Consider the following 13604-nt stretch of genomic DNA (forward strand, 5'->3'; position numbering starts at 1 on the left):
CCCCTCGAGCACGTGCACGACCATCGGCTTGCCGCCGACCTCGACGAACGCCTTGCTGCGGCCGCGAATCGCGCGGCTCGCGCCGCGGTCTCCGGCCACCAGAATCGCCTGCACGCGCATGCCCAATGGTGACCCGACACGAGGAAAAGTGATACCCCGCCCGGGCTTGCGGGAGTCCAACCGACGGCAGCAAGCGCGCGACCCGCCGCCCCAATTGCCCGTCGCGCGAGGCTTCGTGCAGACTACCGGCACGACGACTCGAGAGGAGCAGAGATGCCCAGCGTAGTGGCCACCCTGAAGGTGAAGAAGGACAAGATCGACGAGGCCAGGAGCTTCCTGCGCACGCTCGCGGCAACCGTGCGCGCGAACGAGCCGGGCACGACGGCCTACGTCTTCCACCAGCGCAAGGACGATCCCAGCGTCTTCGTCGTGTACGAGAAGTACGCCAGCGACGAGGCGTTCAAGAAGCACGGCGAGAACCTGCGCGCCCAGGGGGCCGGCTTCGTCGCGATCCTCGACGGGCGGCCCGAGATCGTGATGCTCGACGAGATCTAAGACCGGCCAAGCCGAAACAGCGCCGGGAGAGCGAGCCGCGATGATCCGCAACCTGGGGGTGAGCCTGCTCGCGATCCTGTTGGCGCTCGCCGTCTGTGAGGGGCTCTTGCGCCTGTTCGGCGCCGACGTTCTGCCCAAGCCGGACCTCTACGTGATGGATCCCGAGGTGGGCAAGCGCATGCGCCCCGGCTGGGAAGGCGACGAGTTCAAGGCGCCGGTCAAGATCAACTCGAAGGGCCTGCGCAACCCCGAGACGCCGTACGAGAAGCCCGAAGGCGTGTACCGGGTCCTGGCGGTCGGCGACTCCTGGACGTTCGGATTTCGCATGAACGAGCCGGACGCCTACCCGAGGCAGCTCGAGCGCATCCTGAACGAGCGCGCTTCGCTGCGCGGCGATCCGCGCCGCTTCGAGGTGATCAACGCCGGCGTGATCGGATACTCGACCGACCAGGAGGCCGCCTGGCTCCGGGTCGAGGGTTGGAAGTACCAGCCCGACGTGGTGCTGCTCAGCTACTACCCGGTGAACGACACCCACAACAAGCTCGCGATCTACAAGAAGCGCTTGGCGCTGCACGAGATCCACCCCTGGCTGCTCGAGCTGGCGGAGGCGCCCAAGCGCCTGTACCTGCGGCAGTTCTGGAAAGGGGCGAAGCGCACGGTCCAGCAGCGCTTCCGGGTGGCTCGAGCGGGCGGCGACCCGAAGGCCGGCGGGACGGACTGGACCCGCGCCTATCGCGAGGGCGGCGCGGGCTGGGAGGCAGTACGCACCGCGCTGGCCGAGATCGGCCGCGACGCGCGTCCCCGCCAGATACCGGTGCTTGCGGTGCTGCTGCCGGATGCCCAGAACCTGGAGCGCTACTCGTCCGAGTACCACCCGAAGGTCGCGCCGATGATCGCGGGAGCGGTCGCCGAGGCGGGCCTGGACTTCTTCGACCTCGAGCCGACGTTCGCGCCGTGGAAGAACAGGGAGGACGAGGTGCGCTTCGGGGTGCTCCGCCACCCGAACGCCAAAGGCTACGGCGTCATCGCCAGCGCGGTCGCCGACGAGCTCGGACGGCGCTACCTGGGGTGGAACGCGCCGCCGAAGGCGATGGTGGAGATGAGCGGGATCGAACCGCCGACCTCTGCGTTGCGAACGCAGCGCTCTCCCAGCTGAGCTACATCCCCTTCCGGTAGGGGCGTACCTTAGACCCCCGCTCCGCCGCGTGCCAGCGGGGCTCCCGCTCAACGGCTGCACATCCCTGCCGATAGGGAGGCGTGGCCGGGCCGGTCGTCGGTATCGATCTCGGAACGCTGAACAGCTGCGTCGCCGTCGTGAAGGACGGCAAGGCGGTGGTTCTGGCGGACGAGGCCCGCACCACGACCCCCTCCTGCGTGGCGATCCACCAGGGGCGGGAGCTGGTCGGAGCCGCCGCCCGACGCCACGCGGTCACCTCGCCGCAGAGCACGGTGATCGCCGTGAAGCGCCTGATGGGCCACGCCTTCGATTCGGACGAGGTCCGCGCCGCCGCCGCGCGCGTGCCCTACACGCTCTCGGCGAGCCCGCTCGGCGGCGTGGTGCTCGAGGTAGAGAACTCGCAGCTCACGCCCGTGGAGGTCTCGGCGAAGATCCTCGCGCGAGTCCGCGAGGTTGCCGAGAAGGCGCTCGGCGAGCCGGTGACGCGAGCGGTGATCTCCGTCCCCGCCCACTTCAACGACGTGCAGCGCAAGGCGACCAAGCTCGCCGCGGAGCGCGCCGGCCTCGAGGTCCTGCGGCTGATCAACGAGCCGACGGCCGCTGCGTTCGCCTACGGGTACAAGAAGCACCAGGACTTCACGCTCGCCGTCTACGATCTGGGCGGAGGCACGTTCGACGTCACCGTGATGCGCGCCCGCGGCGACACCTTCGAGGTGGTCGCGACCGACGGCGACTCGTACTTGGGCGGCGAGGACTTCGACTACGCGATCGCGGAGTGGCTCGAGAGCGAGTTCAACGCCGAGCACGGGAGCGATCTCTCGACCCAGCAGGCCGCGCGGCTGCGCCTGAAGGAGGCCGCCGAGAAGGCCAAGGTCGAGCTCGCCGCGGCCGAGGTCGCGCAGATCGACCTGCCGTTCCTCGCGGTGCTTCCGGACGGCAGTCGCGTGAACTTCTCGCGCACGCTCTCGCGCCAGAAGCTCGCGGACCTGTGCAAGCCCTTGATCGAGCGCACGCTCGAGCTCTGCGACCGCTGTCTCTCCACCGCCCGCATCGTGCGCGGCGAGGTCGGCGAGGTTCTTCTCGTCGGGGGTCAGAGCCGCATGCTCGCGGTGCGAGACGCGGTCAAGTCGTACTTCGCCAAGGAGCCGCGCCGGGACATCAACCCCGACGAGGTGGTCGCGATCGGCGCGGCGCTCTACGCATACTCGATCTCGGCCGACGAGCTCCAGCAGGCGGCCGTCGACGCCGCCGAGGACGCGTACGACGTCGCGGTGCGGCGCACCGAGGTCGCGCGCAAGATCGTGCGCGAGGTCGAGGATCTGCGCGCGAAGCCCCTGGATGATCGGGGTCTCGCGGCGCGCCTGCAGACGCTGCTCGCGGCCACGCAGGCGGACGGCACGATCCCGCCCGAGTTCAACGACACCACCGTTCCCGGCTCGATCGGGCCGATCACCTTCGGTGTCAGCGAGTCGCAGGAAGACGACTCGCCGCGCATGCTGGAGCCCGCGCACGAGCCGCTGCAGCTCGAGGGGCTGCTGGGAAACTCCGCCGGCGGCGACAGCGAGCTTCCATCGGCGGTCAAGGATCTCAAGGACGAGCTGCTGCAGCTCGACTACAAGGCCGCGGAGCTGATCGAGCAGCTCGCCGTCGACGTGCGCGACGGCGAGGCGTCGAAGCTGCTCGAGGTCGCGAAGGAGCGGCTCAGCGACAACCTCGAGGTCGCGAAGGACGCGTCCGACGAGGTCGTCGAGCAGATCAAATCCGCCGTCGAGCACAAGCAGGCGCGGCGCGTGAATCTTCGCGACGTGACGTCGCTTCCGCTGGGGATCGCCAGCGCCGGAAACATCTTCACCGTGCTGATCGATCAGAACGTCGTCGTTCCCACCGAGCTGAAGCGCGTCTTCACGACCCATCAGGACGGCCAGGCCGAGGTCGAGATCCGCGTCTTCCAGGGACGCGCCCGCAACGTCGGCGACAACCAGCTGCTCGGCTCCTTCGTGCTCGAGGGCATCGCTCCGGCCCGGCGCATGGAGCCGAAGATCGAGGTCGCCTTCCGCATCGACGAGAACGGCATCCTGGCGGTTCGCGCGTGCGATGCGGAGTCCGGCGCGCAGCAGGGCATCCGGATCGAGGACCCGCTCGGCCTGCAGCAGGTCGAGCCGGCCGAGCCCGCTGGCGAAGACGGTCTGGACGTCGAGCGCTAGGCGCCCGACCCGGAGCTCTTCTTGCCGAGCGCGCCCGCTGGATGCCGCCTGGCGTAGTCCTCGCGGGTGAATCCCTTCGCTTCCTGGAGCGCCACCGACAGCGCGGCCAGAACCAGCGTCTCGGCCAGGATGCTCGCGCGCGGCGCGAAGCCGAGCGCGTCGCCCTCCTCCGAGACGTGCGCCGCGAGCACGACGTCGGCCTCGCGCGCGAGCGCGGAGTCCGGGTTTCCGGTCACCGCGATCAGCTTCGCCCCGAAGCGCTGAAGCGCCGCGACCCCGCGCAGCAGCTCTTCGGTTCCGCCGCTGTTCGAGATCGCGATCACGACGTCGCCGGGCCGGGTCTGTCCGACGCTTCCGTGTGTCACTTCGGTGCCGTGCAGGAACGAGGCGGGCGTGCCCGTGCTCGAGAGCAGCGAAGCCGCGTAGCGCGCGACGTGCTCCGGCTTTCCCACACCCGTGACGTGCACGCGGCCACCCGCGCTCTCCGCGGCGAGGATCAGGTCCGCCGCCGCGGTGAGCGCCGCGAGGTCGGCGCGCGCGGCCACGTTCGCGAGCTCGCCCGGGACGACCTTCAGGAACTGCTCGAGCGCGCGGGTCGCCGAGTTCGCGTCGCGGCCGAGCGGCCGCAGCACGAGCGGGCCGCCACCGAGCGCGGCGTAGAGTTCGAGGACGCGCGCGCGCGCCTGCTCGGGCGCATCGGGGAAGGCTCCGATCTGCTCGCAGCAGGCGCCGCCGGCGGCATTCCCGAGCTTGGCCGCGCTCTCCAGATCGAGCCCCGCGTGCAGCCCGGCGAGCAGACCGCCGAGGAAGGCGTCGCCCGCGCCGGTGGTGTCGACGACGCGAACCTGCGCCGCCGGCACCGCGATCGCCTCGCCCTCGGCGAGCAGAAGCGAGCCGGCGGGGCCGAGCGTGAGCGCGATCAGCTTCGCGCCCGTGCGCTCGGCGAGCTCGAGCGCGCGCGAGCGAGCCGCGCCTGGTGCGACCAGCCCGTCGAGCGCGGCGAGCGACGGCTTGATCACGTCGGCGAGGCGGAGCACCGCGAGAAGCTCCTTTTCGCTGCCGAGCGCGGGCACCGCGTCGGCGAGCGAGACGTCGAGATCGACGACGGTCCGCGCGCCTGCCGCACGCGCCAGCTCGAGCACCCTTCGCACCGTCGCGAGCGGAAGCTGCGAGACTTCACTCGTGACCACGCTCGCATCCGCGACGATCGTCGCGTGCTGCGCCTCGACCTCGGCGGCGGTGTACTCACCGGTCGCCCCGCGCGCCATGTAGATCGCGCGCGCGCCGCTCGGATCGACGTAGACCTGCGCGAACGACGACGCGCTGCCGTCGCGCAGGATGCGATGCGCGATTCCGATCCGCTCCATTCCCGCACGCAGGAGGCGACCGTTCGGATCGTCGCCTTGTTTGCCGAAGATGACCGTGCGCAGCCCCAGCAATCGCGCCCAGCCCAGATGGTTCAGCACCACGCCGCCGACCAGTCTGCGCACGACGTTGCCGCGCTCGTCGCTGCGCAGCAGGCTCTTCTCGTCGGCGCCGAGGATGCGCTTGGCCAGGTGGATCTCGTCGACCACCATGCTGCCCGTGCCCGCGACGTCCCAGGACTTCGCGCGCGCGCTCACGGCTCCTCCGCGCATTCGGGGTCCGAGCACCAGCGGGCGGGCAGCGCCTTCGAGAAGCCCTGGCAGAGCCGCTCCAGCGCGTCGTCGAAACGCGCCGCTTCGTCGGCGGCGAATGCCGCGGTTCCGCGCGCGACGGCGTCGCTCGAGAGCACCCCGCGGCGCAGCAGCCCGCGCTTCAGCGCGGCCAGGCTCCGTTTGCCGGACGCGAAGCGGTAGCTGGCGGAGAAGGCGCGGAAGAGCGCGGCGAGCTCGTCCATGCGCTCGACATCGCCCGCGCTCGCCACCTGCCAGGCACGCCGCCACTCGCGAGGAAACAGGTTCGCGGGCCCGGAGACCACCCCGGCCGGGAGCAGATCGTGGAGCAGGAAGCGGTTCCAATGCTCGCGCAGAACGGCGAGCAGGCCGGTGCGGGGGCGCATCATCTCGAGGATGTGCATCGCTTCGCCGACGTAGATGCCGAACGCACCCAGGTCGCGGAACTGTCGCGCGGCCTTGGTGTAGTGGCCCAGCTTGCGCGCGGGCGCCGAGACCTTGATCCCGCGCACGAAGTCGAGCCGCGAGAGCTGCTTCACCCACTTCGTGCGCAGGTGCGCGACGTCACCCGCCGAGATGTCCGCGTTGTCGTACAGGAAGATCGGGAGCCGGTGGTCGCGCGCGTCGAGCAGGTCGGCGATGTCGCGCGTGACGAAGCGCACCGGATCGTCGACGTCGCGGATCGCCAGCGGAGCGATCACGCCGGCGTGCGCCCCGAGATCGAGCGCGAGCTCGAGCGTCTCGAGCGTCTCCTCGCGCGTCGGTGCGGTCAGACCGACCCAGGCTTCCACCGGCTGGTGCCCGGCCTGCGCGAGCCGCGCCTCGTGCTTGCGCGTCTCTTCGACCACGACACGGATCACGCGGTGGCGGCGCGTCTGGTCCAGGCGGTTCCACTCGCCGGTCGTGCCCATCACGAAGATCACGTCGGCGCCGCGGCCCTCCTGGATCAGGTAGCGCACCAGGCGACGCTGATCGGCGTCGATCGGCTCGCCGCCCGCGTCGAGGCAGGTGATGCAGGGGATCGAGAGACCGCTGCGCGGCCGGTAGTCCTCGAGCGTGCGCACGCCCCGAACTTACGTCCCCTGCCGGCGCGGGTCGAGGGCGTCGCGGAGCCCGTCGCCGAGCAGGTTGTAGGCGGTCACCGTGACGAAGATCGCGGCGCCCGGGAAGACGGCGAGCCACCAGGCGGTGGTGTTGGACTGCGCGACCGCCAGGATCGAGCCCCAGGTGACGACGTGCGCGGGCACTCCGATGCCCAGGAACGACAGCCCCGACTCGGTCAGGATCGCGCTCGCCACGCCGAACGACATCGACACCAGCACGGGCGCGATCGCGTTGGGCAGGATGTGGCGAAGCATGATCCGAGTGTCTCGCGCGCCGAGACTCTGGGCCGCCGCGACGTAGTCCATCGCGCGCACGCGCAGGAACTCGCTGCGGATCAGCCGTGCGATCCCGACCCAGCCCGTGAGTCCGAGAATGACCATGATGAGATAGATCGAGGGCTTGAAGACCGCGGCGACGGTGATGATCAGGAAGAAGGTCGGGATTCCGAGCATGACTTCGAAGATCCGCGAGAGCAGAAGGTCCGCCGGTCCACCGTAATAGCCGGCGATCCCCCCGAGCAGCACGCCGATCGACGCCTGGATCGCGACGACCACGAGACCGATCGTGAGCGAGACGCGTATGCCGTGGATCAGTCCGGCGGCGACGTCCCGCCCCAGGCCGTCGGTGCCGAGCCAGTGCGCGGAGGAGGGCGGCTCGAAGACGTCGCCGCTGATGTCCGGCACCGTCGCGCTGTAGGGGATCGGCGGCCAGAGCACGACGTCGGCCGATTCCGCGAGCTTGGAGAAGCGCTGATTCGCGAGCTGCGCCGGCCACTGCCGCAGGCCGAGCCAGACCTGGTAGTCGATCAGCACCGGGAAGTGGCTCTCGCCTTCGAGCTCGATGTAGTACGGCTTGTCGTTGGCCACGAAGTCGGCGGCCAGCGCGAGCGTCGCGAGCAGGCCGATCACGGCCATGCCGAACACCGCGCGCCGCTCGCGCAGGACTCCTCGCCAGACGCGGCCGCCGCCACTCACGCGTTCGACTTCCCGAAGCTGATGCGCGGGTCGACGAGCACGAGCGCGAGGTCCGCGAGCAGGATGCCGACGAGCGTGAGGAACGAGCTCGTCGCGAAGAGCGCGAGCACGACCGGATAGTCGCGCGCGAGCACGGCCTGGTAGCCGAGCTGTCCGATGCCGGGAATCGAGAACATCTTCTCGATGATCACCGAGCCGCCGATCATGCTCGGCAGGACTCCGGCGACGATCGTCACCATCGCGATCAGCGAGTTGCGCAGCATGTGCCTGAAGACCACCGTGCGCTCCGGAACCCCCTTCGCGCGCGCGGTTCGGATGAAATCCTGGCGGGCGTTCTCGAGCATCGCGGAGCGCATGTACCGCGACAGCTCGGTGTAGCTGCCGAGCGTGGTCACGAAGATCGGCAGCACCAGATGGTAGGAGAGGTCGCCCAGGCGCTGCCCGAGCGGCCAGTCCGCGCTGTACTCGAGCGAGCGCAGGCCGGCCGGCGGGAACCAATTGAAGTAGTCCCCGCCGCAGAAGTAGACGATCAGCAGCACGCCGAGCCAGAAGCTCGGCACCGAGTACTGCATGAAGATCGCGGCCGTGAGGAACCGATCGAGACGGGTGTCGGGGCGGACCGCGGAGTAGATGCCGAGCGGAATCGCGAACGCGTACATGATCAAGAGCGAGATCGACGCGATCGTGATCGTCACGGGCAGGCGCGGCCGGATCTTCTCCCAGACCGGCTGGCGGTCCTTCAGGCTCGTGCCGAGATCCGCGCGCACGAGCCGGCCGAGCCAACGCACGTACTGCACCGGGATCGGCTGATCGAGCCCGAGCTCGCGGCGCAGCTCCGCCTTGGCCTTCTCCACGTCGCCGAGCTTCTGCGTGCTGATCCCGCCTTGTCCGGCCGCGAGCCCGCCCGCGAAGAAGAGCTCGACCGGATCGCCCGGCGCCAGGTGGATGATCGCGAACCCGATGAATGTGATCCCGACGAAGGTCGGAACGAGCAGCAACAGGCGACGGGCGACGTATTGCAGCATCGCGCTCGTGCCTAGCGGTACTTCTGGCTCGCGACCGGAACCCACCACTCGGGCTCCTGCGTCGCGCCGGTCGGGTACCAGGTCACGCCCTGGAAGCGGCGGTCGTAGGCCGTGAGCGACTTCGGCGCGTACACCCAGGTGTAGGGCTGTTCGTCGTACAGGATCTCCTGCACGCGATCGTAGAGGCGCTTGCGCTCGGCCGCGTCGAACTCGACCCGGTACGCCTCGAGCAGCCCGTCGACCTCGTCGTTCTTGAACGAGATGTGGTTCGAGCCACCGGCGACCGCCTGCGACGAGTGCCAGATCTGGAACAGATCCGGCGGAATCGTTCCGCTGTTCGTCCAGCCCAGGATCACCGCGTCGTAGTCGAAGCTCTTCACCTTCTCGAGCAGGATCGACCAGTCGATCGCGCGGAAACTCGCGTCGATCCCCGCGCGCTTGAACTCGTCGACGACCACCAGGCCCAGATTCCGGCGATCGTCGTTGCCGGAGTTCGAGACGATCTCGAAGCGCAGTGGCACGCGCTCACCGTCGACCTCTTTGTCGAGGATCCCGTCGCCGTTCGAGTCGCTCCAGCCCGCCTCGGCGAGCAGGGCCTGCGCGCGCGCGGGATCGAAGGCCCACGGCGCGAGGCCGGAGTTGAACTCCGGCCGGCCCGGGTAGATCGGGGACTCGACCGGGTCGGCCAGGCCGAGCAGAAGCTTGTCGCAGACGTTGCGCTTGTCGACCAGGTGCGAGAGCGCCTGCCGCAGGCGCTTGTCCGAGAAGATCGCGCGCTTCTGGTTCCAGCCGATGTAGGTGTAGCTGCCGGCGCGATCGACGTGCTTCACGATCCGCTCCCCGAAGCGCGGGTCACCGGTCTGCTTCAGGTACTGCACCGGGCGCAGGCCCATGAAGTCGATCTTCCCGGCCTTCAGCGCCGCGAGCGCCGCGTCGAAATCGTTGATCACCCGGTACACGACGCGGTCCACCCATGGATCGCCGAGCAGCGGCTGCCCGGGCGCGAAATAGCCGGCGCGGTGGCGCAGCTCGATCTTCTCGCCCGTCACGTAGTCGCGCGCTGGATCTTCGAGCACCAGTGCCCCGGGGCCGAGCGGGCGGCGGTTGAAGCCCTCGTTGAAGGCCTTGGCGAAGCGCTGCGCGCGCTCCTTCTTCGCGGGCTCGAGCTCGTCCCAGTGGTTCAGCTCCGCGACGCTGATTCCGTCCAGCAAGTTCTCCGGGTCGTAGTAGGCGCGCGGGATCGGGGCGATTCCGCCCAGCATCCAGTCGTTCAGGAAGTACACCTCGCCGAGCGAGATCCGGACGGTGTGGGGATCGACGACCGCCGCGTCGGCCACCGAGTCGTAGTAGTTGCGCTGTGGAGCCGCGTTCACGATCGGGTGCCGGATCGCCTTCAGCGTGAAGACCAGGTCCTCGGCCGTGAGCGGCGTACCATCGCTGAACGAGACGTCCTCGCGCAGGCGGTAGGTGTAGGTCAGGTGGTTGCCCGAGACATCGGGAAGGGCGCTCGCGAGCAGCGGCTCGAGAGTCAACGTGTTCTGGTCGATCCGCACCAGCGTCGGAAAGATCCAGCCGAGAACCGCGCTCGCGCCCGCGTCGTTCGAGGTGAGCGGGTTGAGATTCTCGGGATCGGCGAGCGCGTGGATCACCAGCCAGTCGCCCCGCACCGGCGGGCCGGCATCCGCGGGCGCGGCCTTCGTCTCGGCGGTCGATTCGTCCGGCGCGGAGGTCGTCTTCTCGCTCTCGTCCGGTCCGCCGCAATTCAAGAGCGCAAGCGAGCAGACGAGCGTGCAAAGCCGCAATCGAATCATTGGTTCCCCCCGATGGACTCGCCCGAGATCTTGCCGCGGCAAGAAAGTCCTCGCACGGAGCATAGCTCGCGCTATGATCGGTCTCGTTCCTGATCGTCCTCCCCGATTCACAACTTCCCCCCTCGAGGGATGCATGAGCCGCAGCGCAGACTGCAGGGGTGGCGATCGCCGCGCGAATTCGCGCGGCGTACCGCTGGAGCTGGTGATTGGCCGAGAGACGATTCACGTCTGGCTCGACGACGCTGGAATCCACTTCCGACATGCCGACGGTTCGTCCACCGAAGGGCACCTTCCCTGGTCGGTCGCGATCGCGATGTCGCTGATTCCCGCGAATTCGCCGCGAATGGGAACGATCGAGGCCGCGTAGCTGGAATGGATCCCCTCTCGCTTCTCTTCGGACTTCTCGGATTCCTGGCAGGAGGCGGATTCGCCTGGCTGGTCCTGAGGCGTCGGGCGACGCTCGTGGCCGTCGACTCACCCGTGCAGCGAGAGCTCACGGAGGAGCGCAAGCCACTCACGCCGGTGCGCGAGGTCGCCGCGGAACGGGAGCCGGATCGCGCGCCGCCGCGCCATCTGGTCTCGCTGATCGGCGATGCGATTCGCGAGCCGCTGAGCCAGCTGCGCCGCTCGGGCGAGGTGCCCGGCGAGGCGCTGGCCCGGCTGGAGCGGATTGCCTGGCAGATGCGGATGTTGGTGACCCGGCCGCGGCCGATGCGCGCGGCGCCTACCGCTCCGATTGCGCTTCTGCAGGAGGCCGCCGAGCAGATCCCGCTCCTGCGCGACGGCTCGGTCGGGGCCTCGTGGTCGGTGCTGAACCGGCAGCCCGTCCACGTCGACCCGGAGCGGATGCGCGCGGCGTTCCGCGCGCTGCTCGAATCGGGCGCGGATCTCGCCGGCGTGGGCGGACGGATCGGAATCAAGATCCTGCGCGGGGACGTGCCAGGCTTCCCGGTCCAGATCGAGATCGAGATCGGCCGCCGCGGGACCGAGCTCGACGCTCTCTCGATGCTCGTGACTCGCCATCTGATCGAGAGCCAGGGCGGCCGGATCGAGATCGACGGGAACCTGACGCGCGTCTCGCTTCGCAACGCGGGCCCCGAGGAGCAGATCGCTTCGGTGGCGTAGCCGGCGCCGCGCGAGCGGCGACCCGGAGTTACTGCGCTGAAGGCGCGGCGCGCACCCACGCGGCGGAAAAGTCGCCGGCGCCGAGTGGCGGCGCGACGGCGACGCTCTCGACCGCGATCGTCGCGGTCGCCCCGTCGCTCGCGAGCTCGACCCGCGCCGGGAAGCGGATCCGCTCGAACGCGCGCCACTCCTCGAGATCCATCGGCCCGCGGCCCGGCAGGACCACGCGGCGGACCTCGAAGCCGCGCTTCTCCACCCAGAGCTGCGCCAGCGACTGGCGTGTGCCCAGCACGTAGCAGTCTCCGTCGCCGCAGCGCGCGAGCTCGTTCGCCGACGCGTCGATTCCCTGACCCACGAGCCAGGCGCGAAGCTCTGGCTCGCGCCGCAGCGCGAGCACCTCCAGATCCGGCAGCCACGCGGGCAAGGGCAGGAGCGTGCCGTCGAGCACGCGCCCGCGCTGGATCACCCAGCGCCCGCCGCGGTCGTCGGAGATGCGCGTACCGAAGTCGGGATGCAGGTCGATCGAGATTCGCGCGGGAGTGCCGGGCGCGGCGGCGGAGATGACGCCTTCGACGTGCAGCGGCGGCTGGCCCGCGCGCGCGGCCGCGAGCTGCGCGACCACGCGCTCGCCGGAGGCGAAGTACGCGAGCAAGCCGAGCGTGAGGAGCTTCGCGAGCGGACCGCTCAACGCAATCGGCGCAGCGCCGTGCGGCCGGCGAAGCGAGCGCGCGCGCCAAGCTCGCTCTCGATGCGCAGCAGCTGGTTGTACTTCGCGACGCGATCCGATCGGCACAGCGACCCGGTCTTGATCTGGCCCGCGGCGCGGCCCGCGGCGAGGTCGGCGATCGTCACATCCTCGGTCTCGCCCGAGCGGTGCGAGATCACGGCCGCGTAGCCCGCGGCCTCGGCGATCTGCACGGTCTCGAGCGTCTCGGTGAGCGTGCCGATCTGGGTCACCTTCACCAGCACCGCATTGGCCACGCCGCGCGCCACGCCCTCGCGCAGGATCTTCGGGTTGGTCACGAAGACGTCGTCGCCGACGAGCTGGACTCGGGCGCCGAGCGCGTCGGTCAGCGCCTTCCAGCCGTCCCAGTCGCCCTCCGCGAGCCCGTCTTCGATCGACACGATCGGGTAGCGCGCGACCCAGTCCCGGTAGAGCTCGATCATCTCGTCGCGGGTGCGAACCGTTCCCTCGCCGGTGAGCTCGTAGCGGCCGTTCTTGAAGAACTCGCTCGCAGCGACGTCGAGCCCGAGATGCACGTCGTGGCCGGGCCGATAGCCCGCGCGCTCGATGCCGCGCAGGACCATCTCGACGGCTTCCTGGTTCGAGTCGAGGTCCGGGGCGAACCCGCCCTCGTCTCCGACCCCGGTGGCGTAGCCAGCCTGGTGCAGGACCTCGCGCAGCGCGTGGAAGATCTCGGCTCCGTAGCGCAGGCACTCGGAGAAGCTCGGCGCGCCCGTCGGCAGGATCATGAACTCCTGGAAGTCGACCTTGTTCGCGGCGTGCTGTCCGCCGTTCAGGATGTTCATCATCGGCAGGGGCAGGAGCGGCTCGCGCCCGTCGGAGAGCCAGCGGAACAGCCCCTGTCGCGCGTCGTTCGCCGCGGCGTGCGCCGCGGCCAGCGAGACGCCCAGGATCGCGTTCGCGCCGAGCCGGGACTTGGTCTCGCTTCCGTCGAGGCGGATCATCGCCTCGTCCAGGGCGGCCTGCTCTTCGAGGCCCCCGAGCTCCATCCCGCGCACCGCGCGCAGCAGCTCGCCGCGCACGTTCTCGACCGCCCGCACCACGCCCTTGCCGCGGTAGCGCTTGCCGCCGTCGCGAAGCTCGAGCGCCTCGCGGCTTCCGGTCGACGCGCCCGAAGGCACCGCCGCTCGTCCGCGCGTGCCCGACTCGAGCCTGACCTCTACTTCCACCGTCGGATTGCCGCGCGAGTCGAGGATCTCCCGCGCGCGCACGTCTTCGATTCGACTCAC

At 69.9% G+C, this 13604-nt stretch carries 11 protein-coding genes, 1 tRNA gene and 1 pseudogene; 5 read left to right on the forward strand and 8 right to left on the reverse strand.

What is annotated here, in order from left to right; all coding sequences use genetic code 11:
- Positions 1 to 273 precede the first annotated feature (273 nt).
- Both FJ108_06140 and FJ108_06145 read left to right on the forward strand, forming a co-directional pair.
- Positions 274 to 555, forward strand: a complete 282-nt coding sequence (locus tag FJ108_06140) for an antibiotic biosynthesis monooxygenase (protein ID MBM4335480.1) — start codon at positions 274 to 276, stop codon at positions 553 to 555.
- 40 nt (positions 556 to 595) lie between these two features.
- Positions 596 to 1573, forward strand: a pseudogene (locus FJ108_06145) (hypothetical protein).
- Between the two features lie 73 nt (positions 1574 to 1646).
- Here the strand turns inward: FJ108_06145 and FJ108_06150 are convergent.
- Positions 1647 to 1722 (reverse strand) — tRNA-Ala (locus FJ108_06150).
- Between the two features lie 90 nt (positions 1723 to 1812).
- Between FJ108_06150 and FJ108_06155 the strand changes: the two genes are divergently transcribed.
- Positions 1813 to 3936 (forward strand): hypothetical protein, encoded by a 2124-nt coding sequence (locus FJ108_06155; GenBank protein ID MBM4335481.1) that lies wholly within the window; start codon positions 1813 to 1815, stop codon positions 3934 to 3936.
- Here the strand turns inward: FJ108_06155 and FJ108_06160 are convergent.
- From FJ108_06160 to FJ108_06180, 5 genes are read right to left on the reverse strand one after another with little or no spacing between them, the layout of a single operon-like run.
- Positions 3933 to 5573: an SIS domain-containing protein gene (locus tag FJ108_06160; GenBank protein MBM4335482.1), complete on the reverse strand. Its 1641-nt coding sequence runs from the start codon at positions 5571 to 5573 to the stop codon at positions 3933 to 3935. The two genes, FJ108_06155 and FJ108_06160, sit on opposite strands and share 4 nt — an antisense overlap.
- The gene (locus FJ108_06165) at positions 5555 to 6655 is read right to left on the reverse strand and encodes a dihydrodipicolinate synthase family protein (GenBank protein MBM4335483.1); all 1101 of its coding nucleotides are present in this window, start codon (positions 6653 to 6655) and stop codon (positions 5555 to 5557) included. The genes FJ108_06160 and FJ108_06165 overlap by 19 nt, the downstream gene beginning before the upstream one ends.
- A gap of 9 nt (positions 6656 to 6664) precedes the next feature.
- Positions 6665 to 7609 (reverse strand): ABC transporter permease, encoded by a 945-nt coding sequence (locus FJ108_06170; GenBank protein MBM4335484.1) that lies wholly within the window; start codon positions 7607 to 7609, stop codon positions 6665 to 6667.
- Between the two features lie 56 nt (positions 7610 to 7665).
- Entirely contained in the window at positions 7666 to 8694 is a 1029-nt protein-coding gene (locus tag FJ108_06175) for an ABC transporter permease (protein MBM4335485.1), read from the reverse strand.
- Between the two features lie 11 nt (positions 8695 to 8705).
- Positions 8706 to 10640, reverse strand: a complete 1935-nt coding sequence (locus FJ108_06180; protein MBM4335486.1) for a hypothetical protein — start codon at positions 10638 to 10640, stop codon at positions 8706 to 8708.
- Between FJ108_06180 and FJ108_06185 the strand changes: the two genes are divergently transcribed.
- Both FJ108_06185 and FJ108_06190 read left to right on the forward strand, forming a co-directional pair.
- A complete protein-coding gene (locus FJ108_06185; protein ID MBM4335487.1) occupies positions 10639 to 10872 on the forward strand; it encodes a hypothetical protein in 234 nt (77 codons plus the stop codon). The genes FJ108_06180 and FJ108_06185 overlap by 2 nt on opposite strands.
- A 5-nt stretch (positions 10873 to 10877) precedes the next feature.
- Complete coding sequence (locus FJ108_06190; GenBank protein MBM4335488.1) at positions 10878 to 11630, forward strand: hypothetical protein; 753 nt, start codon at positions 10878 to 10880, stop codon at positions 11628 to 11630.
- A 28-nt stretch (positions 11631 to 11658) separates the two neighbouring features.
- On the opposite strand, the gene FJ108_06195 is transcribed toward FJ108_06190, so the two are convergent.
- Positions 11659 to 12318, reverse strand: a complete 660-nt coding sequence (locus tag FJ108_06195) for a hypothetical protein (GenBank protein ID MBM4335489.1) — start codon at positions 12316 to 12318, stop codon at positions 11659 to 11661.
- Entirely contained in the window at positions 12315 to 13604 is a 1290-nt protein-coding gene (locus FJ108_06200; GenBank protein ID MBM4335490.1) for a phosphopyruvate hydratase, read from the reverse strand. Before FJ108_06200 ends, FJ108_06195 begins: the two co-directional genes overlap by 4 nt.

This window comes from Deltaproteobacteria bacterium (assembly GCA_016875225.1).
Taxonomy (GTDB): Bacteria; Myxococcota_A; UBA9160; order SZUA-336; family SZUA-336; genus VGRW01.